The organism is Catellatospora vulcania, from assembly GCF_009720385.1.
Taxonomy (GTDB): Bacteria; Actinomycetota; Actinomycetes; order Mycobacteriales; family Micromonosporaceae; genus Catellatospora; species Catellatospora vulcania.
Map to the genome: position 1 here is coordinate 200322 of NZ_ML769308.1, position 22094 is coordinate 222415.

Consider the following 22094-nt stretch of genomic DNA (forward strand, 5'->3'; position numbering starts at 1 on the left):
TGCTCCTCATCCCAGCTGGGGAAGTTTCGGCGGGGCGACGGTCTGCAGGTTGGCCTGGTACTGGGCGAGGTCGCCCTGGTTGACCAGGCGCAGGCTGTCGATGGTGAACTCGGTGAAGCGCTGCACGGCCTGCTCGCCGCCGGCCAGCAGCGCCGCCGGGTCGTGGTAGAACGTCGGGTTGCGCTGGATGTCGAGGTACTGCCGGACCACCCCGAGCAGGCTCTGCAGGTGCGCGCCGAGCTGGCTGGCACTGGAGTAGAGGCTGTTCGGCGACGTGGCCCGGACCCGGTCGAGCAGCTCGGGCACGAACTCGGCAGACTGCTGGAGCAGGTGTCTCACCGACGGCGAGGCGACGTCGCGGCTGAGCTTGCGGACCTCCTTCGCCGCCCGCACGACCTCGTCGGCCTTGCGGTCGGCGTCGGCGCCGTACTCGTCGTCGCGGATCTGCGACGCGGTGCGCGAGTCGAGCATCAGGTAGACGCCGAGCGCGGACAGCGCCGCCAGCAGCGGAGACCACAGCAGGCTGCCGGTGACGGCGAACAGCGCGCCGAACACTCCTACCGCGGTGAGCAGCGCCAGCGGGGTGGCGAACTTGCGCGTCATCGCCGCCTCACTTGTAGCCCGCGGCGGTGCGCAGCGCCGCGACCAGGTCGTTCTGCTGCACGAACGCGCCGCCGGTCGCCTCGGCGACCTGCTTGAGCTGACCCGGGTCGGCGTCGTCGCCGAACGCGATGGCCACCACCGGCACCCCGGCCGCCTTCAGCGCGGCGACGGCCTCGGCCTGCTCGCCGTCCTCCGACATGCCGTCCGACATGACGATGACCAGGCTCTTGCGGGCCGCCGACTTCGAGGCGGCCAGCGCGCTCACGGCCTGCTTGAGGCAGGCGTACATGTTGGTGCCGCTGCCCGGCTCATGCGCGACGATCTTTTCGGTGAGCCCGTGCAGCTGCCCGGCGTCGTTCCCGGTGACCCGCCACGGCCCGGCAGCGATGCCGCTGTTGAAGACGGTGACCGTGGTGATGTCCTCGGGGTGGGTCTGCAGCAGGTTCAGCGCCGCCTGGTCGGCGTCGAAGATCTGGTGCGCCGCGTCGCGTACGCCCGCCCAGCCCGCGTTGTCGTTCATGGAGCCGCTGCCGTCGAGGCAGTAGTAGGCGTCCACCGGCTTGCGGTAGTGCGTCTGGTAGCGGTCCAGCGCCGCCTTGATCACGGCCACCGACGGGTAGGTGATGCCTTGTTCACGCAGGTTGGCCTGGATGCCCCAGTCCGGGTTGAACACTTTCAGGTCCGGGTTGTCCAGGGTCAGGCCGATGCCGGTGGCCGGGCGGCGGCCCAGCGCCAGCAGTTTCGCCTTCGCCCCGGCGTCGGTCAGCAGGTAGTTCTGCAGCTCTGTGACCAGCGTCCGCTTGCCCGCGTCGGCGTCGGTCCCGTGCGGCAGGAAGCCGAGCGGCGCGTCGCTGATGGCCAGCGCGCCCTTGGGGTACACCGCGTACAGCGGCTCCTTGCCCGCCTTGACCAGCTCCTGGTTCTTCTCGATGACCAGGTCCTCGTAGGTGAACACGGTGCGGCACACGTCCGGCCGGGCCAGGCAGTCGTTCATCAGGGTGCCGGTGGACGGCGGGGTCGCGTCCATGGCCTGGATGAACCGGCTGATACCGGCGTCGACGGCGGGGGAGTCCAGCTGCGCCTGGGTGAGCGGCTGGCCGGGGCCGTTGCCCGCGAAGTGGTTCAGGAAGCCGAACAGCACCGTCGCGCCCGAGTTGGACTGCGTCGGATTGGTCACCCACACCGTCGTCCTTCCGGACTCGACCGCGTCGAGCACGTCCTTGACCGCCACGTCGGTGCGGCCGGTGAAGCCGAGCCGCTGCATCTCGGTGCGCCAGCCCGCGTACACCACGGGGGTGAGGAACATCGGCTTGACGTCGGACAGCTTCGCGGCCTGGTCACCGATCTGCGAGAAGACGGAGCTGGCGAACCAGTACGCGTCGTAGTCGCCGTTGCCCGAGGCCAGCAGCCGCGCCTGGTCCACCGACCCCTTGAGGGTGAACCGGCAGTCGTAGCCCTTCTCGGCGCACCACGGCTTGACGACCGTGTCCAGCACCGACTGCTGCTCGGACCCGGCGACGAGCTGCAGCACCTTCGGATCGCTGCTGTACGGCGTCGTGCCGCCGGGCGGGTCCGATGTGTCGTCGCAGCCGGCCGACAGCAGCACGGCCGCCGCCAGCATCACGGTGAGCACCCTGGTTCGCACACGGACTCCTTGCCACGGTTGGTCTTCTGCCAAGACCATTCCTTGGTATCAAGCCGCTACCAGGGCAAACAGGCCAACAAGGGGTTAACGGGAAGTGAAGGCAGTGCCAGGAGCGGCGCACCGGCTCCCGGTGCGCCGCACCGGTTTCGCCGTCAGCGCAGCGGCTCGACGGCGACGGCGGCGGTGAGCGCGGCTACCAGCACCGCGGTCGCGGGCAGCAGGCCGCGTCCGTCCGGCTCGGACAGGCTCGCGGTGGACTCCAGCCGGGCGAGGATCGCGCCTGGCAGCAGCGTCACACCGACCGTGGGCAGGCCGGTGACCTGGACTCCGGCGTACGATTCGGGCTGCGGCACCGCCCGCACCACCCCGCCCGGCCCGGTCCAGCGCACCAGCAGGTGGCTGCCCGCGGTGGCCGGCACGGGCCGCGCCGCGTCGGCCGGGTCGAGCGGCTCACCGAGCATGGCCTGCACATGCTGGCGCAGGCAGGGATTCAGCCCGTGCCGCTCCTGCAGCCGGCTCAGCAGCCACGAGGAACCCTGGATACGCGGGTTGATCTCCAGGAACGCCACGTCGCCGCCGGACACCGCGATGTCGGCGCCGAACAGGCCCCGGTGCCCCTGCCGAGCCAGCCACTGTCCGATGCGCTCGGTGTGCAGGTAGGCCTGCGCCAATGCGCCGGGGTCCACCCGGGGCACGGCGAAGTCGCTGCCGCAGTAGCCGCCGAACGCGTAGCCGAGCTGGCCGATGCCACTGATCTGCAACGACGCGGGCAGCAGGCGGATGCCGTCGGCGTGCACCACCCCGGCCACGTTGATCGTCACGTCCCCGGCGTAGCGCGACAGCAGCCACCGGGTGACGTGCGGGTGCGCGTGTTTCGCGGCGGCCAGCTCGGCGGCGTCGCGTACCAGGTAGGTGCCCTGCCCGCCCGCGCCGTTCGGGGTCTGCGCGATGAACGGCGCGTCCAGCCGCCGGGCCACCGCGGTGAAGTCGAGCTCGTCGCGGTCGAGCGCCAGCGCCTCGGGCACCGGCACGCCCAGTCCCTGCAGCGCTGCGCGGATGTACACCTTGTCCTCGGCGAGCCGCTCCACCACGTCGAGCGGCCCGGCGGCCAGCCGCACCCGGCCCGGCCAGGCCGCCGCCGCTGCCTCCCAGGCGGTGCTGGCGCGCGGCGGCACCAGCAGGATCGGCCGGTCGTCGGCCGGCGCCTCGGCCAGCACCTTGGGCACGAAGTCGGCCAGCCGGGCCACGTCGCCGAAACGCCAGCGGCGGCGTACGCCGTCGAGCCGCTCCAGCGACAGCGCCCGGGTGCCGGGCAGGTCGGCGTCGGCGTCGCCGGACAGCACGCAGACACACGAGGGGTGCTCGGTCAGCGGCGCCATCATGCCCGGGTACGCGCTCGCGGTCACCAGGCGGTAGTCGTGCAGGTCCCATGCCATGGCGGCAACTGTGGCCGATCGCGGGCGGCCGCGCGGCGCGTTGCAGACGTACTTCCGGCGAACGCCGCGGGAACTCTTCGACACGCCCCGGGTGCGCCGCTAGGTCATCCGACTTGCCGGGCAGGTGTGCGTATCTTGACCGCCCATTCGCCCATGTGCCGGGCAAGCCGGATGATCATCGGGGGTGCCTGTGCCCGCGGGCGCGCTGAGGGTGGGGGAGTACGCCAGCATGGCCACCCCGGCCGCGATGGCGACGCCCGCCAGGGTCAGCGTCCACAGTGCCACCAGGCCCGCCGGTGGGGCCTCGTCGAACAGCAGCGCGCCCCACAGCCAGCTCAGCACCGGGTCGGCGACGGTCATCGCGGTCAGCGCGGCGGGCAGCGAGCCGCTGCCGTACGCCTCCTGCGCCAGCACCGCCGCGACCAGCCCGGACAGGCCCAGCGCGTACACCGGCCAGTCCAGCGCGGTCGTCAGCGGGCCGCGCGTGGCGAGCTGGTCGGCGACGACGACGGTGAGCACGGCGGTGGTGCTGAACCCGGTGCCCGCGGCGACCCCGGTCAGCGCGGTGCGCGCGGTGCGCCCCGGGCGGCTGCGGGCGAGCGTGAGCAGCACCGCGATCAGGACGACCGCGGCCAGCAGCACGGCGGGCAGCGGCTCCCGGCGTACCGTCTGCGCCACCCCGCCGCGGGTCAGCACCAGCACGGCCAGACCCGCGCAGACCGCGGCGGTGCCCAGCCAGTCCCGGGCCCCGGGCGGGCGGCCGGTGCGGGCGTACGCCATCGGCAGCGCGAACATCAGCTGCACCGCCAGCAGCGCCTGCACGATGCCGATCGAGCCGGTGTGCAGCGCCGACGCGTGCGCGACGAACCCCAGCACGTTGCAGCCGAGCCCGGCCAGCCACACCGGGCTGCGCAGCAGCCTGGCCACGGTGCCCAGCACCGGCAGCCAGTGCCCGGCGGTGTCGCCCCGGGCCTGCGCGACGGCCCGGGTCACCCGGTGCTGCAGCGCGGCGGCCGCCGCGAACAGCGCCGCCGCGAGCAGACCCAGGATGGTGCTGACGATGGTCATGGTTCCCCGTTCCACGCCGTCAGGACCGGACAGCGTGCGGGCATCATGACCGGGCGGCGAGTACGGTGATCGACTCTTGCGCCGCCGGTCGGTGAACGGTCGGCGTCGGCGAGCGCAGCGGCAGGAAGACGAGCAGCCCGAGCGTGATCCAGACGTACGCGCTGCCACCCAGGAACCCGCCGGGGCCGGAGAAGTCGTACCACCACAACCACACCACGCTGCTGCACAGGATCACGTACGCGGCCCCGGCCGACCACAGCAGCCTGCGGCGGCGCGCCGGATCCGGCTCGCGCAGCCCCGCCCCGACCGCAAGGACCAGCGCGGGCACCACCCAGACCAGATGGTGCACCCAGGTGACCGGGCTGACCAGGCACGCAGCCAGGCCGGTCAGGGCGAACCCGCCCCACATGTCGCCCGCACGGGCGGCCCGGCGCACCCGCCAGGCCCACAGCGCCAGCACGCAACCGACCGTGAACAGCCAGAACACCGGGTGAGACGCGTCCGGGTCGAGCCGGGCGATCACCCCGCGCAGCGACTGGTTCGAGATGTAGGACAGGTCGCCGACCCGGCTGGTGTCGCCGAGCGTCTCGGTCCAGAACCGCCACGACGGACCCGGCGCGATCAGCGCCGCCAGCAGTGTCGCGGCTGTCGCGGTGCCGGTCGCGGCCATGGCGGCGCGCCGCCGCCCGGCCAGCAGCAGATACACGATGAAGATGGCCGGGGTGAGCTTGATCGCGGCGGCGAGCCCGATCCCGACGCCCGCCCAGCGGCCCCGGCCGCTCGTCAGCAGCCACGCGTCGGCGAGCACCAGCGCCACGAGCAGCAGGTTGACCTGCCCGAAGCTGACCGTGTCCCGGGCCGGTTGCAGCGCCGCCAGCAGGCACCCGGCGATCCCGAAGGCGAACAGCCTCGGCCAGCCCTGTTCCCGGGCGATCGGGTCGACCAGCCAGTACAGCAGCAGCGCGCACGCGACGGCGGTCAGCACCACGTTCACCGCGATCACGGTGTGCCAGCCGAGCAGGCTCATCGGCAGCATCGCCACGGCCGCGAACGGCGGATACGTGAAGCCGTAGTGGGTGCCGGGCACCAGGTAGTCGTAGACGGTGCCGCCCTCGTGCACCCAGTCGTCGACGGTGCCGTAGTAGACCAGCACGTCGAACCAGCCGCGGTGCCCGGGGATGAGCGCGATGAACAGTCCCACCGCGGTGGCCAGGGCCAGCACGCAGAGCAGGCGGGCCCGGGGCGTCTTCACCATGCGGCAGGTTCCGTTCCTCGGTAGGGACGCACCGGTGCGGTGGGGATGTCACCGGTGAACAGGAAGAGGATCGGCACGGCCAGCAGCGCCCCGGCCAGCGCCGCGGCCAGCTCGTCCGCCGACGGGGTGAAACCGCTGGGGAACACGGTCACGGTCAGCGCCAGGCAGGCGAACGCGGTCCAGCGGCGTACCCGGCCGTTCGGCGGGGCGGCCGCCGCGATCGGTACCAGACCCCAGAGCAGATACCAGGGCCGCAGGGCGGGGCCGAGCAGGGCGAGCGCGGTCAGGCTCAGGCCGAGGGCGTACACCAGGCCGAGGCGTCGACGGTGATGCCAGGCCAGCAACGTCGCAACGCCCGCGGCGACGAGCCCGAGCCAGCGCCACGCCGGAATCGCCGACGCCGCCAGGTCACTACCCGCCGCCTCCAGCAGGTTCCGGGTGATCCGGCCGACGGTGCTGCTCAACGACCAGTTGTGCGCCGAGATCGGCGTCGTCAGGGACCGCACCCACCCGTAGCCCGTGCCCGTCACGGCCGTCACCAGCGCGGTCGTCGCCGCCGACAGCCCGGCCGTCAGCGCGAGTGCTCGCAGTGTGGCCGTATGCCGCCGCAGGGCCGGGCGCAGCGAGCGCTGCCACAGCCAGACCACGACCACCAGGCCGAGGGCGGCCGGGGCCTTCACCAGGCAGGCGAGGGTGATCACGACGGTGGCCAGGGCGAACCGGTTCGCCGCGGCGGCGGTCAGCCCGGCGATGAGCAGACCCAGCATGACGGCGTCGTTGTGTGCGCCGCTGACCAGGTGCAGCAGTACGAGGGGGTTCAGCGCGCCCAGCCACAGCGCCGCGGCCGGGTCCACCCCGCAGGCCCGCGCCAGCCGGGGCAGGCACACGATGAGCAGCACTACCCCCGCCAGTGCCACCGCCCGCATGCCGAACACGCCCAGCGGCACGTCTGTCGACGCGAACCCGGACACCCCGGCGGCCAGCGACAGGAACGCCGGCCCGTACGGCGTCGGGGTGTGCTGCCAGATCGCGGGCACCTCGGCGAGCAGCGGACCGCCCAGCGCCGACGGACCCGCCTCGTACACGTCGAGCCCCGACGTGACCATCGCGCCCTGGGCCAGGTAGCTGTACACGTCACGGCTGAACAGCGGCGGCATCGCCACCAGCGGCAGCGCCCACGCCGCGAGCAACAGCAGCAGCCCGCGGGGCGACGGCGGGTCGCCGCCGCGTACCGCCCGGCCCAGCCGCCACCAGGCGGTGACCAGCAGCGCGAGACCGAAATAAGCGCAGACCAGGCCGACGCTCTGATGCCGGCGGACCTCGCTCAGCCCCAGCGCGGGCGCGAGCGTGTCGCGCACCGGCAGCGCGCCCGCCGCGAGGCCGCCCCCGGCCAGCGCGATCGAGCCGGCGAGCCCGAGCACGAGGCAGCGGCGCGTCTCGACGGGCAACCGGAAGGCGGACAGCACCCAGGCAGAGTGCCAGCAGGCGGTGTACGGCAGACGACAGCGCACCCAACCGGCGGTGGCCGCCGGTTAGCCGCTCGCGCCGGTCAGTCCTCGTCGATGGTGATGTCGAGAGCCACGGCCAGCGTGCGCGCCAGGCCGGCGAGGTCGTGCGCGCTGACCACGGCGCCCTTGAGGCTCGTCACGCTGCCGATGCCGCCCAGCTCGCAGCGGGTGAACCGGGCGCCGGCGCAGTCGGCCTGCGCGAACTGCGCCCCGGACAGGTCGCAGCCGGTGAACGTGGCCCCGCGCAGGTCGGCATTGGTGAAGTCGGCCCGGGTCAGGTTGCAGTCGGTGAACGCCACGTCCTTGAACGAGGTGAACCGGAACGTCGCGAGATCCATCCGGCACTCCCGGAACGCCACGTCACGCAGCGTGCCGTCGACCCACTGCAGGCCGGTCAGCCTGGCCACCGACACCTCGACCCGCAGCAGGCCGGACTTCGTCGCCTTCAGGTTCGCCCAGTCCGAGGTCTCCACCAGGCAGTCGGTGAACATGGCCCGGTCGAGCACGGTGCGGGCCAGGCCGGTGCGGGTGAACCGGCACTGCTCGAACTCCGCCGAGTCGGCGGCCTGGCCGGTCAGGTCGAGGTCGAGGAACGCGAGCCGCCGGAAGGTGGCCTCGTCCTCCAGGTCGTGGTCCGGCGACACCGCCGTGTCCATGGCCGCCGGAGGCTTCGGCCTCGCCGGCACCCGTGGGGCGCGGTTGGCATCCTTACTGATGGCTGCACGAGGTGGCACGGTCATGACCCTAGCGCCGACCACCCGTGCGCTGCGGCGGCGGCGTCGCAGGTGCCGGGACGGGCCGCGGGCGTCAGGTATCCGGCCCCGACCGAATCACGCCCGCAGCTACCTGCGAGGAATGCCGCGCCGCCTTCGCGCGCAGGTTCTCCTCCTCCTCCGCCACGACGCCGTCGTCAGCGAACTCCATCCACCCGCAGCCGTGCTCATCGCAGACCGCCACCAGGAAGCGACCGGCCGGCCCGTCACCCGCGTCCGCTTCGATGATCTCGACCAGGTGATCGGTTCGCGACCACGACGCCCGCTCGCGCGCGTTGCGCCGGGCCTGCTCACCGACCCAACCGGGCTTGCCACGGTGCTTCGGCGGCACGAGCCGGCGCGGCCGGTTGAACGCGTTCACCACCCATTGCAGCACCGTCAACGGCAGGGCGACCGCCAGCAGCACGGTCGCCACCGCGATGAACACGGCCATCAGCGCGACCGCCGCCGGCGGGTCGTCGGGCGAACTAGCGTCGTCGAAACCGAAGACTCCGTGTATGACCATTGCCGCGCCGCCCGCGGCGAAGCCGCCGTACCACGCGGTGACCGCCAGCAGGCCGCTCAGGTAACTGCGCGGGAAGATCGAGAAGATGCGGATGTCCCTGATCGGCAGGCGGCGCTCACCGCGCCAGATCGACGGCAGGGCGCGCCACAGCGAGACCAGGTAGACAGGTAACCCCAGCGCGAGGAACACGCTGACGACGAAGATCAATACGTTCCGCACAGGCGGCAGGATAGGCCGTCACCGCCATCGCCGGTGCCGCCGGACGGGCGGCCGGTATCAGCGCAGCAGGTCGAGTTCGCCGCCCCAGGCGTCGAGGACGTCGCCGTGGCCGCGTTCGCGGGCGAGCTTCTCCAGGTCGGGGAAGAGCCCGGCCGGGTCGTCGGGAACGAAGGTCCCCGGCCAGGGGAGCCGACGACGACGCCTCGGTCCCGCGGTAGCGCCATCACGCGGGCGATGGTGGCGAAGTGGACGGAGTCAGCCCGCGCGGGTGACGGCAGCGGGGCCGAGAGACGTGTGGACGTCGAGGAAGCCGCGTACGGCGGCGTCCCAGCCGAAGTGTTCGGCGCGGGTGCGGGCGGCGGCGCGGCGGCGGCGCTCGTCGCGGTCGAGCAGTCGCAGGACCCCGTCGGCGAGGTCGTCGCCCGCGACCGCGACGCCCGCGTCGCCGACCACGGCGGGCAGCGCGCTGGACGCGCTGACCACGGCCGGGGTGCCGCAGGCCAGCGCCTCCAGCGCGGCCAGGCCGAACGTCTCCATCGGGCCGGGCGCGAGCACCAGGTCCGCGCCGGCCAGCAGCGCCGCCAGTTCCTGCCGGTCGCTGACCCAGCCGGTGAACGCCACGGGCAGCCCCGCCGCAGCGGCCTGCAACCTGGCCCGCAGCGGCCCGTCGCCCGCGATCACGAGCCGGGCGGCCACCCCGCGGTCGAGCAGCGTGCGCAGCGTGGTCAGGGCACGTTCGGGCCGCTTCTCCGGCGACAGGCGTACGCAGCAGACCAGCAGCAGTTCCCCGCCGGGCGCGTGCTCGGCCCGGACCAGCGGGTCGCGGCGGTCGGGGTGGAACAGGTCGAGGTCGACGCCGAGCGGCACCTGTGTCACGTTGTGCGCCCCGACGCCGGTGAACTCGCCGGCGGCCCAGGCGGTCGTGCAGACGATCCGGTCGTACGCGGCCGCGCTGGCGCGGTTGAGTCCGGCGGCGATACGGGAGCGCACACCGGCGGGCAGCTTCACGACGCCGAGCAGCCCGTCGACGCTCTCATGGGACACCATCACCGACGGGACGCCCTGGCGGCGGGCCCAGGCGCCGGTCCAGCGCAGCGTGGTGCGGTCGGAGACCTCGATCCGGTCCGGGGCCAGCTCTTCCAGCAGTTCGGCGAGCGGCCTGCGGCGTACCAGCATCCGATAATTGCCGCCCAGACCAGGCGCGATCGGGCCGGGCAGGGTGATCACCCGGCCCTGCTCGGTCAGCTGGTCGGTGTGTCCGGGGCCGGGGACGACCAGCACCGGCTCGTGACCGGCCGCGGCGTACCCCCGGCCCAGCTCGCGCAGCGCGGTGCGCAGGCCGCCGGAGCTGGGCGTGACGAAGTTGGCCAGCCGGACGATGCGCAGCCCGGTCACGGGGCGTGCACCGGGACGGGGACGGGCACGGCGAGCCGGCCGGGGGCGCGTACCGCGGCCGTCGCGGCGGCGTAGTGGCCGAGCAGCTCGTCGCCCAGCGCCGACCAGGTACGGGTGGCCACCGCGGCACGGGCCGCCTGCCCGTAGGCGCGGCGTAGGGCCGGGTCGGCGAGCGCACCGACGGCCGCCGCGAACGCGCCGGGATCGTCGGGGGTCACCAGCAGCCCGTCCACGCCGTGGCGGACCAGGTCGAGCGGGCCGCCGATCGCCGGGGCGACCACCGGCACGCCGCTGGCCTGGGCCTCCTGCACCGTCTGGCAGAACGTCTCGTGGGGTCCGGTGTGGACGAACACGTCGAGGCTGGCGTACAGCCGGGCCAGCTCGGTGCCGCGGCGGGTGCCCAGGAAGTTCGCCTGCGGCACCGCGCGGCGTACCGCGTCTCGGGTCGGGCCGTCGCCGACCACGACGACGCGCACCCCGGGCAGCGCGGCGGTCTGCGCGAGCAGGTCCACGCGCTTCTCCCGGGCCAGCCGGCCGACGTAGCCGACGAGCAGCTCGCCGCCGGGGGCGAGTTCGGCGCGCAATGTCTCGTCCCGGCGGGACGGGTGGAACAGGTCGGCGTCGACGCCGCGGCCCCACCGGCCGACGTTGGGCACGCCGTGTGCGACGAGTTCCGCGGCGGTCGTCGACGACGGGGCGAGGGTCGCCGCGGCGCGGCTGTGCACGTGCCGGATCCAGCGCCAGGCCAGTGCCTCGCCGGTGGCGACCCGGTAGGCGCGGGCGTAGCCGGGCACGTCGGTCTGGTAGATCGCGACGACGGGCACGCCGAGGTCGGCGGCGGCCTTCGCGCCCCACGCGCCGAGCACGAACGGGCTGGCCAGGTGCACCACGTCGGCCCGGTGCGCGGCGAGCGCCTCCCGGATCCGGCGGGTCGGCCAGGCCAGCCGCACATTGCCGTAGCCGGGCATCGGCAGCGAGCCCAGCCGGACCACCGGGTAGGGCTTGTCGGTGCTGACACGGCCGGCTCGCGTAGCCGGTCTCGGTGCGATGACCAGCGGCTCGTGCCCGCGCACGACCAGGTGGTCGGCGACGCGGGCGACGGAGTTCGCGACGCCGTTCACGTCCGGGGAGAACGACTCGGTGATGATCGCCACGCGCATGGCCGCCACGCTAGGTTCGCCCCCGGGAATCGAGGCGAAGCGTGGGAGTCGCCCCGGCAAAGCCCAGGGGAACTGTTCCCAAGGGCTCCGCCGGGTGGCTGTCAGGGGTTGCGCCGGTACTGGGCCGCGGAGCCCTTCGTCGCCGGGTCCTCGTATGCCCCGGCCCGGCCGCGGTCGACGTGCCAGCTGGTCAGGGTGCTGACGGTGGCGTTCGGGTTGGCGCGGTCGCTGACCACGCGTTGCCGGGTCGTCCACCGCTGCGGGGTGACCTCGTACAGGTCGTAGCCGTAGCGGTTGCCCTCGAAGTACTGCAGGTGCGGGTTGACCTGGCCGAGCCGTGGGCCGTTGGCGGCGTTCCAGCTCGCCGAGTACGCCCCCGAGGTGGTGGAGTGGGCCACGAACTCGGTCCCGATGACCGGGGCGGCCAGGTTGTCGAAGTCGGGGCGCACGTCCTGCACGAACGCGCTGTGCCAGTCGCCGGTGATGGTGACGAAGTCGGCGATGCCCTGCTGCTGCGCGTAGGTGAGCAGCTCGGTGCGCTCGGCGCGGAAACCGTCCCACTGGTCGGTGAACAGGTAGCCGCCGTCGGGGTTGCGCTGCTGGCTCAGGAAGATCGAGTTGACCCAGCAGTGCCAGCCGCCGGAGCGCTGCGCGACCCGGTCCTTGACCCACTGCTTCTGCGTCGCGCCGAGGATCGAGCCGCCGGTGAGATTCTGCTCGGTGCGGTACTGCCGCAGGTCGAGGATGACCAGCTCCAGCAGGTCGCCCCACTGCCGGTGGCGGTAGATGCGCGGGTCGGGCAGCGCGCTGTCGGAGCCCTCCAGCCGCAGCGGCAGGTGCTCGTACCAGCCCTGGTAGGCGGCCGCCCGGCGGGCCACGAAGCTCGCCGCGCCGCGCGAGCCGGAGTAGTCGTTGACGACCTCGTGGTCGTCCCAGGTGAGGAAGAACGGGTGGGCCGCGTGCACGTCGCGCAGCAGCGGGTCGCCCTTGTACAGGGCGTGCAGCCTGCGGTAGTCCGCCAGGGTGTACGCGGTGCCCAGCTCGGAGCCCTCGTACACGTAGTCGCCGAGGTGCACGACGAAGTCGAGGTCGGTGTCGGCGGCGATGTCGCGCATGCCCGGGTACTCGCCGGACTGGTAGTTCTGGCAGTTCAGCGACGCGAACCGGACCAGGTTCACCGAGCCGACCGGTGCGGTCCTGGTGCGCCCGACCCGGCTGTACTGGCCCAGGGCCCGGAACCGGTAGTGGTAGCGCTGCCCGGGGGTCAGGCCTTCGACGACGACGTGCAGGCTGTGCCCGAGCAGCACCGACGCGGCGACCGAACCGGACGCGACCACATTCGTCATGGCCGCGTCGGTGGCGACGGTCCAGTCGACCTGCACGATGTCGGGCAGCGGCTGCACGTCGGCGAGCGGGTCCGGAGCCAGCCGGGTCCACAGCACGACGCTGGTCGGCAGCGGGTCGCCGGACGCGACACCGAGGGTGAACGGAGCCGGGTCCCAGCTCGCGCCCAGCGCGGCCGCGGCGGCGTAGGCGGCCTGCGGGCCGAGGTCCCGGGCGAGCGGCCAGGCCGCGGAGAGCACGCCCGCGCCGACGGCGGCCTGCAGGAGTTGGCGGCGGTGCAGGGCCATCAGGCTCCTCCGGTCGAGACGCTGAGGGACAGTGAGTCGGCGTAGCCGTCGTTGGAGGTGCCGCCGGAGCGCACGAACAGCAGCTCGACCTGCGCGGTGCGGCTGCCCACGGGGACCGAGCCGGTCGCGGTGCGCGACAGCAGGCCGGTGGTGTTCGACCGCTGCGCGGCGGTGACCGGGCCGAGCACGACGGTGGACAGGGTCTGCCCGGCCGCGTTGCGGAACGCCACGGACAGCTGGGCCGTGTCGTTCTGGTCGGCGTATCCGCCGAGCCAGGCCCCCACGTCGTAGCGGGCCGTGCCCGCGTCGATCGCGCCGGTGTTCGGCAGCGTCACGCTCTGCCCGAGGCGGCTGCGTGCCGACGTGCCGCCGCCGAGGAGGTTCGCCCCGCGACTGGCCGGTCCAGGGCTGGACGCGTTCGGATAACCGCTGGCGCCGTACGCGATGACGGCCGTGCCGCCTTCCAGGTGGGTCCAGCCGGGGATGCTCGCCGTCGGGCCGCCCGTGCCGCCAGGGCCGGTGTCGCCGCCCGGGTTGACCAGCAGGTTCGCCGCCGGGCTGGACAGGGTCAGCCACAGGCTGTCGGCGTAGCCGTCGTTGGACGTGCCGCCGTCCCGGGTGAACAGCAGCAGCACCCGCGCGGTGCGGCTGCCCGGCGGCACGGTGCCGGTCAACGCGCGCCGCAGCAGGCCGGTGGCGCTGCCGCGTTCGGCGGCCGTGACCGGGCCGAGCACCACCACGCCGAGCGGGCGGGCGGCCGCGTCCAGGAACTCCACCGACAGGCGTACGCCGTCGTCCTGGCCCGCGTACCCGCCCAGCCAGCCGCCGGTGTCGAACAGGGCCGTGCCCGCGTCGATCTGCGCCGTCATCGGCAGCGTGATCTGCTGCGTCAGCCGGGTGCGCGGCGAGTCGCCGCCGCCGATGAAGTTCGGGCCGCGGTCGGCCGGTCCGGGGCTAGACACGGTCGGATAACCGCTGCTCCCGTACGCGATGACGGCCGCCGCGCCCTCGATGGTGGTCCATCCGGCGATGACCGGGGTGGGCTGGCCGGTGCCGCCGACGGCGGCGTCGCCGCCCGGGTTGACGATCAGGTTCGCTGTCTGCATCACGCCTCCTGGCAGGATCGCGAGCAGCGTGAAGGCGTCCGCTGTCGCGCCGGGGACGGGCGCGTGGCGGGCGAGTGGCGGGCGAGTGAAGCGCGGACGGCCACCCGGCGCGGCGGCCGTCCTGCCCGGACCCGCGGGGCGGGAGCCATCACACTGATCGATATCAATATGCCATGACGGCCTAGGATCGGGCTATGCTCGCTGAACTGCAGTGCGTCGTGCTGGACTGCCGTGAACCCCGACGGCTCGCCGAGTTCTACCGGTCGCTGCTCGGCGGCGACGTCAACCGGCCGGACCGGCGCTGGTCGCTGGGCGACGACTGGTCGACGCTGCACGCTGCCAACGGCCTGGTGCTGGCGTTTCAGCGGGTGGCCGAGTACCAGCAGCCGCAGTGGCCGGACCCCAGCAAGCCGCAGCAGTTCCACCTGGACTTCGGCGTGCCCGATCTGGACGCCGCCGAGGAGGAGGTGCTGGCCTGCGGCGCGACGGTGCTCGACGCGGGTTCGCCGGGACAGAGCTGGCGGGTGTACGCCGACCCGGCCGGGCACCCGTTCTGCCTCGTGCGGCACTGAGCCGCGTCAGCGGCTGACCGCCGCGGCGAGTTCGCGCAGCAGGTCGCCCAGGCGGCGGGCGTCGGCGGGGTTCAGCCGGCTCAGCGCCTCGCGCTGCACCGCGAGCCCGGCCGCGACGGCCTCGTCGATCAGCTCGCGCCCGGCCGGGGTGAGCTGGGCGCGCAGCGAGCGCCGGTCACCCGGGTCGGGGGTGCGGGTGATGAGCCCGGCCTTCTCCAGCTTGTCCAGCCGCCCGGTCATGCCGCCGGTGGTCAGCATCAGCGTGTCGGACAGCTGCTTGGGGGAGAGGTTGAACGGCTCCCCGGCGCGGCGCAGCGTGGCCAGCACGTCGAACTCGCCCCGGCCGATGCCGAGGCGCTGGTAGGCGCGCTCCATGCGGTCGCCGATGGCGGCGGCGATCCGGTAGACACGCCCGAAGACCTCCATGGGCAGCAGATCGTCGAGGTCGGGGCGCTCGTCGCGCCACTGGCCGATGATCGCGTCGACGGCATCCCTGTTCATCACCGGATGATAGCTTGACGGAAACTAGCTTAGTGGTAAGTTAGTTCTAAGCTAGTTTCGTCAAGGGGAGGCAGTCATGACGTACCTCGGCGACTCCGGCGCGGTCAGCGCCGCGTTCCACCCGACCCACGCCGCGGAGCAGGCCGTGATGGGCTCGGGCTCCACCGGCCGCTTCGTCGCCCCGGGCAGCGTCACCCAGGGCCGGTTCGGCCTGTACGAGTGGCACATGCCCGCCAGGACAGGCGGGGCCGACGCCCACTTCCACCGCACCTTCTCCGAGTCCTTCTACGTCATGAACGGCACCGTGCAGCTCTACGACGGCGCACGGTGGGTCGACGCCTCGGCCGGCGACTTCCTGCACGTGCCCGAGGGCGGCGTGCACGGTTTCCGCAACGTCGGCGAAGCCGCGGCCTCGATGCTCATCCTGTTCGCGCCCGGCATCGCCCGGGAGACGTACTTCCGCGAGCTCGCCGACATCGCCGCCGCCGGACGGCAGCTGTCGGAGGAGGAGTGGACCGAGCTGTTCGCCCGCCACGACCAGTACCGGGCCTGAGGTTCCGGGTCAGTAGTCCTCGTCGTCGTCGTACGGCGCGAACTCCTCGACCGCGCTCAAGCCGACGGTGTCGTCGGGCGACGCCTCGAACTCCTCGGGGTCGTCGTCGATCGGGGACGGGTCGTCTGCCTGCTGAGGTTCGCTCACGGTGGGACCTGCACTCTCGAAGATCAGCCGACGTTCACGTCGGCGCTGTTGAGCTCGTTGGTGTGCGCGATGAACATGTCGTCGGCCTGGCGGGCCAGATCCTTCACCCGCGGGTCGTAGCCGTAGTTCAGCTCGGTGCGGGCGGCCTGCAGGCTGTCGCCCTGGGTCTGGATCTCCCGGGTGATCCACATCTGGTCGAAGGAGGCCCCGGCCGGCGCCGCGGCCAGCTCCTTCAGCAGGTCCTGCTGCTCCTGCGCGGGCTGCTTCGGCAGCGCCACCTTGACCTGGTCGGCGACCGCCACCACCGAGGCGTCGAACCGCGTGTGGTCGTCGACCATCAGCTGCCCGAGCCGCCGCACCTCGTCCGAGGCGCCCTTCTGCGCCGCCAGCGTCCCGGCCGCCATCTCGTAGAGATTCGCCTGGTGGATGCCGACCAGGAAGGACGCGTCCTGCGCCGACGGCACCGCCGCCGCGGGCGCGGCCGCGCCGATGGCGATCACCGCCGCGGCGAGCACGACGAACAACCCGCTGCGCCTGTTCATGGCAAAGCCCCCGTCCCGGGCCGTACGGCGCAGCCTGCTGCTGCGGACCGCGCACGGCCGCCTGCGCCCTGGTCAGTACCCACGATCGCCGTGGCCGACACGTGCGCATGATCGCCGGGACGGCACGGGCACCCGGACCGTGATCAACCGCACTGGGCTGCCGCGAGCGGGGCCGTGGCGCAGCAGTCGTCGCGCCCGTCCGACAAGCGGGAGGACGCCGGTGTGAATCCGGCCGGTCCCGCCCCGGCGGCCCCTGGACGCCGGCGCCGGTCCTCCAGGCACGGCTGCTGGGAGGACCGGCGCCGGCGCGACTCAGGTGGTCTGCCGGGCGCACGGCGGGCAGACCGCCAGGGCGTCCACGAGCTGACCATCGCCCAGGTGGCGGCCGGGCGTGTTCCGTAACGGTGCAGACACGACTTCTTGTCGTGATCGGACTCGGTCTGTATAACGTTATAGAGCGAAGGCGGTTGATCGCAATCGGACCGAGACGACGGCGAGCCGACATTTTCGGCGGCCCATCGGCGCGGGCCGGTCAGCGGCGGGTTCCCGATCGTCGTGGTGGTGGTGCAGACCTGTCTGAGCAGGCACAGACGCCTGCGTTGACGGGACGGCCCCGGCAGTGCCGACAATGAGCAGTGAGTGGAGGAAACCCGCCGATGGCGGTCAGTCTCAAGGACATCGCCAGACGGGCCGGTGTGTCGCAGGCGACGGTGTCCAACGTCGTCAACGGCTACCGGCCCGTCGGCGAGGCCACCCGGGCCCGGGTGCAGCAGGCCATCGACGAGCTGGGCTACACGCCCAACCTCAGCGCTCGCCATCTGCGCCGCGGCCGGACCGGCATCATCGCGCTGGCCATCCCCGAGCTGAACAACCCGTACTTCGCCGAACTGGCCGACGCGGCGATCCGCGCCGCCACCAAACGCGGGTACACGCTGCTGCTCGACTACACCGACGGTGACCGGGACAAGGAACTGCTGGTCGCCGACGGGTTCCGGGCGCAGATCATCGACGGTCTGATCCTGTCCGCGGTGCACCTCAACCGCGACGACATCGCCAGCCGCACCAGCGAGACCCCGATGGTGCTGGTCGGCGAGGCGATCTACCACGCCCCGTACGACCACGTGGTCATCGACAACCTCGCCGCCAGCCGGGAGGCGATGCGGCACCTGATCGCGCTCGGACGGCGGCGGATCGCGTTCATCGGCGCGCACATCGAGGCCAACCGGGCCCCGTCGCTGCTGCGCCTGCGCGGCTACACCGAGGCCCTGGCCGCGGCCGGGCTGCCGTTCGACCCGGATCTGACGGTCACCACCAGCGGCTTCGGCCGGGGCGACGGCGCCGCGGGCATGCGGGCGCTGCTGACGCTGGCGCAGCCGCCGGACGCCGTGTTCGCGTTCAACGACCTGATCGCGCTCGGCGCCATCCGGGCGCTGCACGACCACGGGCTACGGGTGCCCGACGACGTCTCCGTGATCGGCATCGACGACGTGGAGGAGGGCCGGTTCAGCATCCCGACCCTCACCACGATCTCGCCGGACAAGGAGATGATCGGCCGGCTCGCGGTGGAGAAACTCCTCGACCGGATCGAGGGCCGCCCGGCCGGGCCGCCCGCCGAGTTCCAGCCGCCGTTCCGGCTCGTGGTCAGGGAGTCCGCGCCCGCGGCGTGAGCCGCCGGATCAGCCGTCCTCGTCGCCGAACTCCAGGTCCCAGCCGTGCAGCCCGTGCTCTGCCAGCACGGCGTCGGCCTCGGCCGCACGTCCCTGCGCCCGCAGGCAGGCCGCGATCAGGGCCCACAGGGTGTCGACGTCGTACTCGTCGGCGTCGTGCACCGCCTGCCGGGCGCAGCGCTCGGCCTCCTCCGGCCGGCCCGACCGCAGCAGGTGCGGGCCGAGCCAGACCGCGGCCGAGCCGCGGACCTCGCCGTTCGTGCAGCGCCCGGCCTGCTCGGCGCGATCGGACGCGGCAGCGGTGTCACCGGCCGCGGCGTACCTGTGCATCGCGGCCACGTTCAGCCAACCGCACTCGGCGTCCCAGGCAGCGGCATCGACACCGGCCGGCCGGTTCGTGGCGAGCGCGTCGGCACGCGACAGCAGCGGCTCGGCCGGCGGCCGGTGCGAGTTCGCCCAGTTCGACTTCGGGGACAAGGGCGTGGAGTGGTGCCTGCGGCTGTCCCCGCACTACTACAACACCGAGGACGAGGTGGATCTGGCCGCCGACGCCGTCGCCGAGATCCTGGACACCCGCCGGTGAACGCGTCCGGCCGGGCCGGGAACTCCGGCCACGCCAAGCGGGCCTTCGACATGCCCGACACCACCGTCATGGCCTGGGAGGCGCCGTTCCGGCTGGCCGCCACGCTCGTGCCGCCGGCCGGGGCGGTGTCGGAGCAGCTGACCGTGCCGCTGCCGATGTACCGGCGGCACCCGTACGGCGACGACGTCGGCGAGGGCGTCATCGCTCTACCCGATCCGGGCAGGACGGTCGTCTTCTGCGTCGGTGTGGTCCGCGAGGCGTGGCAGCCGCCCGAAAGCACCCCCGCGCTGCCCCTCTTCCCGCACCTAGCCTCCACGACGAGCAACCAGCACCTCATCTGCTCACCCACTGCGATGATCCAGCAGGGTTGTGGCCGCACCCGCGACCACAACCCTGCTGGATGCGGAGCGCAGCGGTCACGGTGCGGCGATGGTCTCCGCCCAGGCGGCGACCGGGGGCGGCTCCTTGTCGGCGTAGCAGACGGTGACCGGGCAGCCGCGGGCGACGTGCAGACCGGGATGGAACCGGGCGAGGATCTCCTGGCGCGCGGCCAGCCCTTCAGCCGCGCGGTCGGCGGCGAAGAGGTTGTGCTGCAGGGCGTGCAGCGCCCAGATCAGCAGGTCGGTGGCGTGGTGGTCCTGGACGGGATCGATCTGTCGAGCATTCGCGACCGCCTCCTCGGCGAGGCGGAGCCGGGCGGCCGGCTCGTGGGTGCCGCGCTCCAGGCGCAGGAGCGCGCTGACCAGGCGGGTGCGGTAACCGGGAGTGCGGGCCGCCAGTGTGCGGCAGGCCCATACCTCGGTCACCAGGTCCGGTCCGGCGGACGAGAGGAGAACGTTCCGGGCGATGAGCTCAAGCTCGATCAACATGCCTCCGCGGCTCTGTGGACAGAACGCGACGCCCACCGCGGGCGGCGGGCGTCGCGTGACCGTGCCGAGGGGCGCCATCCTCGACAACGGGCACGAGCGGGAAGCTTAGGCAGCTCAGTCCGGGGGTCGCGACGGTCGAACGGCCGAGTGAGGATCGCGCGGAACCGCCTTATGCTTATGGCGGCACAACCTCCGGCGTGCTCAGACGGGCGGCCGCCGGGTGTCCGTAGAGGACTTCTTCAGCTGGAATTCGGCGCAGGCGGCGTCGGTGACCTCGCCGCGGATGCTCTGCCCGGCCCGGGGCGAGAACGAGGCGTCGAGCCCGACCATCACGTATTCGCCCGGCCGCTTGACCCAGTGGTCCGGCTGGAGCGTGAAGCCCGTCGCCGAGTACGAACCCTCCAGCACGAACGATCCGCGCGGGACGTTCGGGTTGCTGCTCACCGGGAAGAACTCGAAGGTCGCCTCGACCTCGTGGTCGTCCACCACGAACAGGGTGAGCTTCAGCCCGGTCAGGCCCTGCCGGCAGCGGTAGGTGCCCTCCCAGGTCCCGGACAGGAACGCGCGCGCCGTGGTCAGGTCGTCGCCGACCGGGGACGGCGTGGGCGACGGCGCGGCCGAGGTGTACGCCGAGCGGCTGGGCGCGACCACGAGGTCCCCGTCGGACGGCTCGTCGATCTGCTGGATCAGATACCACGCGCCGCCGGCGAGCAGGACGACCGCGAGCAGGGCCGCCACCCCGGCGAGGACCCAGGTCAGCGGCTGCGACGAGCTGCCGGACGGGCCCTTCGCCGCGGGCGGCGACCACGGCGGCAGCGGCTCGCCCGGGGGCGGATACGGCCCGGGGGCCAGCGGCAGCCCGCTGGTCATCGCGAGAGTGGGTGGGGTGAGGTCGTTGAGCAGGGCTTCGAGCCAGGTCGACAGGCTGAGTGGCCGGTCCGCGGCCGGGGCGGCGAGCGCGTTGAGGAGCCGGTGCTGGAAGGCCGGGAAGGCGGCGCACAGCGGGTGGGTGCGCAGCTGCTCGGCGAGCTGCTGGAGATCGAGGCCCTGGTGGGCGAAGCGGACCGGCGGCGGCGCGCCCAGCGCGACGTGCGCGATGGTGGCCGCGAACGCGAAACGGTCCGCGGCCGGGCTGGTCACCGCGCCGGGCAGGAACAGTTCCGGGGCGGCGTACGGGGTGCTGCGGGCGGACACCTGGGAGCCGTCGACGGTCCACAGCTGGCCCAGGTCGGCGGGGCTGGACGAGCCGTCGGAGCGCACCACGATCGTGCTCGGCTTGACGTCGCCGTGGGCCACCGGAACGCCGTTGCGACGGCCCGAGTGCAGCTCGTCCAGGACGACCGCGGTGTCGGCCAGCACCCGCAGCCGGTGCGACAGCCCCTCGTACGGGTTGAGCGCCAGCCAGTCGAGGTAGGACTGATCGCCGAACCGGTTGTCGTACACGGCATCCCCCTGTCGCGGCGCGAGCCCGTCGACAATATAGACGGCCGTGTCACCGAGGACGCGCGGGCACATCCGTTGGTCAGCCTCGCGTGGGGCCGGTCAGAGCAGGCTGGACAGGGTGCGCAGCTGGGTGGCGACGGACTTGGCGATGTTCGCGCCGACCGTCTCGCCGCCGGAGGAGTAGCGGTTCAGCACGGCCATGGTCCAGTCGTCGCCGAGCGCCAGGCAGTTGACGTTGTAGAAGCCGTAGGGCGCGCCGCGCCATACCCAGCCGTTCTTGATGGCGATTTTGGGCTGCTCGGCGGCGGGGAAGGCGCGGCGGATACCGAAGTTGCCGTAGCCGCGTACCGCGCGCATCTCGCGGACGAGGTAGTCGGTCCAGGTCGGTCCGGCCGCGGTGCCGGTGCCGATGGCGTGGGCGATGCGGCAGGTGTCGCGGGCGGACAGCTGGGTCTTGCTCCAGTCCGGCCCGGCCGCGGAGTCGGTCAGCTTGCAGATCGAGATCAGCCGGGTGATGGTGGCGCGCCCGCCGAGCTCGTTCCAGAGCGTCGAGGCGGGTCCGTTCTCGCTGTCGCGGATCATCACGCGGATCTCGGCCATCCGGGCCGCGCTGGGGGTGCGCCCGGCCTCGGCGGAGCGGCGCAGGTAGTCGGCGGCCAGCCAGGCTTTGATCATCGAGGCGGTCATGTTCGTCTCGTGCATGTTCTTCGAGCCGACGATCTCGCCGGTGGTGCGGTCCATCAGCGCCCAGCTGTACCAGCCGCTGGTGGTGATCTTGATCAGGTCACCGGCGTTGGCCGCGGTCAGGATGCGGGCGTGCTCGATGCCCGGCGGGCCGGGCTGGGCGGGCACGGCGGCCTGCGCGGCGTCGGCCGGCGCGGGCGGGTCGTGCCAGAGCGCCGCCGCGCCGGGG

23 protein-coding genes and 1 tRNA gene are annotated in these 22094 nt (G+C 73.1%); 5 read left to right on the top strand and 19 right to left on the bottom strand.

The genetic code is table 11. The features are described 5' to 3' along the window. Positions 1 to 6: 6 nt before the first annotated feature. From F6W97_RS16830 to F6W97_RS16885, 12 genes are all read right to left on the bottom strand, one after another. Positions 7 to 603 carry a hypothetical protein gene (locus tag F6W97_RS16830; protein ID WP_155371283.1) on the bottom strand — a complete coding sequence of 199 codons (597 nt, stop codon included), beginning with the start codon at positions 601 to 603 and terminating at the stop codon, positions 7 to 9. A gap of 7 nt (positions 604 to 610) precedes the next feature. Further along, the gene (locus F6W97_RS16835; RefSeq protein ID WP_230686739.1) at positions 611 to 2248 is read right to left on the bottom strand and encodes a vWA domain-containing protein; all 1638 of its coding nucleotides are present in this window, start codon (positions 2246 to 2248) and stop codon (positions 611 to 613) included. Positions 2249 to 2400: 152 nt separating this feature from the next. Then, positions 2401 to 3684 carry an ATP-grasp domain-containing protein gene (locus F6W97_RS16840; protein WP_155371285.1) on the bottom strand — a complete coding sequence of 428 codons (1284 nt, stop codon included), beginning with the start codon at positions 3682 to 3684 and terminating at the stop codon, positions 2401 to 2403. A gap of 99 nt (positions 3685 to 3783) precedes the next feature. Further along, the gene (locus tag F6W97_RS16845; protein WP_155371286.1) at positions 3784 to 4752 is read right to left on the bottom strand and encodes a DMT family transporter; all 969 of its coding nucleotides are present in this window, start codon (positions 4750 to 4752) and stop codon (positions 3784 to 3786) included. A 43-nt stretch (positions 4753 to 4795) separates the two neighbouring features. Next, a complete protein-coding gene (locus F6W97_RS16850) occupies positions 4796 to 6007 on the bottom strand; it encodes a glycosyltransferase 87 family protein (protein ID WP_155371287.1) in 1212 nt (403 codons plus the stop codon). Beyond that, positions 6001 to 7473: a polyprenol phosphomannose-dependent alpha 1,6 mannosyltransferase MptB gene (gene mptB, locus F6W97_RS16855; protein WP_230686740.1), complete on the bottom strand. Its 1473-nt coding sequence runs from the start codon at positions 7471 to 7473 to the stop codon at positions 6001 to 6003. Before mptB ends, F6W97_RS16850 begins: the two co-directional genes overlap by 7 nt. 83 nt (positions 7474 to 7556) lie before the next feature. Then, complete coding sequence (locus F6W97_RS16860) at positions 7557 to 8171, bottom strand: pentapeptide repeat-containing protein (protein WP_196279186.1); 615 nt, start codon at positions 8169 to 8171, stop codon at positions 7557 to 7559. Between the two features lie 151 nt (positions 8172 to 8322). Then, entirely contained in the window at positions 8323 to 9000 is a 678-nt protein-coding gene (locus tag F6W97_RS16865; protein WP_155371289.1) for a hypothetical protein, read from the bottom strand. 267 nt (positions 9001 to 9267) lie between these two features. Continuing rightward, the gene (locus F6W97_RS16870; protein ID WP_155371290.1) at positions 9268 to 10407 is read right to left on the bottom strand and encodes a glycosyltransferase; all 1140 of its coding nucleotides are present in this window, start codon (positions 10405 to 10407) and stop codon (positions 9268 to 9270) included. Beyond that, complete coding sequence (locus tag F6W97_RS16875) at positions 10404 to 11567, bottom strand: glycosyltransferase family 4 protein (protein ID WP_155371291.1); 1164 nt, start codon at positions 11565 to 11567, stop codon at positions 10404 to 10406. The genes F6W97_RS16870 and F6W97_RS16875 overlap by 4 nt, the downstream gene beginning before the upstream one ends. Before the next feature lie 101 nt (positions 11568 to 11668). Continuing rightward, the gene (locus tag F6W97_RS16880) at positions 11669 to 13198 is read right to left on the bottom strand and encodes an alkaline phosphatase D family protein (RefSeq protein ID WP_155371292.1); all 1530 of its coding nucleotides are present in this window, start codon (positions 13196 to 13198) and stop codon (positions 11669 to 11671) included. After that, positions 13198 to 14304 carry a hypothetical protein gene (locus F6W97_RS16885; RefSeq protein WP_155371293.1) on the bottom strand — a complete coding sequence of 369 codons (1107 nt, stop codon included), beginning with the start codon at positions 14302 to 14304 and terminating at the stop codon, positions 13198 to 13200. The genes F6W97_RS16880 and F6W97_RS16885 overlap by 1 nt, the downstream gene beginning before the upstream one ends. A 194-nt stretch (positions 14305 to 14498) precedes the next feature. Here F6W97_RS16885 and F6W97_RS16890 point away from each other — a divergent pair, with 194 nt between their 5' ends. Beyond that, the gene (locus F6W97_RS16890; RefSeq protein WP_155371294.1) at positions 14499 to 14876 is read left to right on the top strand and encodes a VOC family protein; all 378 of its coding nucleotides are present in this window, start codon (positions 14499 to 14501) and stop codon (positions 14874 to 14876) included. A gap of 6 nt (positions 14877 to 14882) precedes the next feature. Here the strand turns inward: F6W97_RS16890 and F6W97_RS16895 are convergent, their stop codons facing one another. Further along, positions 14883 to 15377 (bottom strand): MarR family winged helix-turn-helix transcriptional regulator, encoded by a 495-nt coding sequence (locus tag F6W97_RS16895; protein WP_155371295.1) that lies wholly within the window; start codon positions 15375 to 15377, stop codon positions 14883 to 14885. Positions 15378 to 15453: 76 nt separating this feature from the next. On the opposite strand from F6W97_RS16895, the gene F6W97_RS16900 reads away from it, so the two are divergent. Next, a complete protein-coding gene (locus F6W97_RS16900; protein WP_155371296.1) occupies positions 15454 to 15930 on the top strand; it encodes a cupin domain-containing protein in 477 nt (158 codons plus the stop codon). A gap of 9 nt (positions 15931 to 15939) precedes the next feature. Here the strand turns inward: F6W97_RS16900 and F6W97_RS16905 are convergent, their stop codons facing one another. Both F6W97_RS16905 and F6W97_RS16910 read right to left on the bottom strand, forming a co-directional pair. Next, positions 15940 to 16077, bottom strand: a complete 138-nt coding sequence (locus F6W97_RS16905; RefSeq protein WP_155371297.1) for a hypothetical protein — start codon at positions 16075 to 16077, stop codon at positions 15940 to 15942. Between the two features lie 23 nt (positions 16078 to 16100). Further along, entirely contained in the window at positions 16101 to 16619 is a 519-nt protein-coding gene (locus F6W97_RS16910; protein ID WP_155371298.1) for a DUF4142 domain-containing protein, read from the bottom strand. Between the two features lie 168 nt (positions 16620 to 16787). Here F6W97_RS16910 and F6W97_RS16915 point away from each other — a divergent pair. Together F6W97_RS16915 and F6W97_RS16920 are read left to right on the top strand one after the other, a co-directional pair. Next, positions 16788 to 16860, top strand: a tRNA-Val gene (locus tag F6W97_RS16915). A 415-nt stretch (positions 16861 to 17275) separates the two neighbouring features. Next, complete coding sequence (locus F6W97_RS16920; RefSeq protein ID WP_155371299.1) at positions 17276 to 18286, top strand: LacI family DNA-binding transcriptional regulator; 1011 nt, start codon at positions 17276 to 17278, stop codon at positions 18284 to 18286. A 9-nt stretch (positions 18287 to 18295) separates the two neighbouring features. Here F6W97_RS16920 and F6W97_RS16925 read toward each other — a convergent pair whose 3' ends face one another. After that, complete coding sequence (locus F6W97_RS16925) at positions 18296 to 18616, bottom strand: hypothetical protein (RefSeq protein ID WP_155371300.1); 321 nt, start codon at positions 18614 to 18616, stop codon at positions 18296 to 18298. A 67-nt stretch (positions 18617 to 18683) separates the two neighbouring features. Here F6W97_RS16925 and F6W97_RS16930 point away from each other — a divergent pair, with 67 nt between their 5' ends. Then, a complete protein-coding gene (locus tag F6W97_RS16930) occupies positions 18684 to 18869 on the top strand; it encodes a hypothetical protein (RefSeq protein ID WP_230686741.1) in 186 nt (61 codons plus the stop codon). A 416-nt stretch (positions 18870 to 19285) separates the two neighbouring features. Here the strand turns inward: F6W97_RS16930 and F6W97_RS16935 are convergent, their stop codons facing one another. The 3 genes from F6W97_RS16935 to F6W97_RS40145 form a co-directional block, all read right to left on the bottom strand. Continuing rightward, positions 19286 to 19738, bottom strand: coding sequence for a hypothetical protein (locus F6W97_RS16935; protein ID WP_155371301.1), 453 nt, complete (start codon positions 19736 to 19738; stop codon positions 19286 to 19288). A gap of 201 nt (positions 19739 to 19939) precedes the next feature. Then, complete coding sequence (locus tag F6W97_RS16940; protein ID WP_155371302.1) at positions 19940 to 21181, bottom strand: hypothetical protein; 1242 nt, start codon at positions 21179 to 21181, stop codon at positions 19940 to 19942. A 99-nt stretch (positions 21182 to 21280) separates the two neighbouring features. Further along, positions 21281 to 22094 (bottom strand): hypothetical protein (locus tag F6W97_RS40145; protein ID WP_196279188.1); only part of this gene is annotated, 814 nt, incomplete at its 5' end.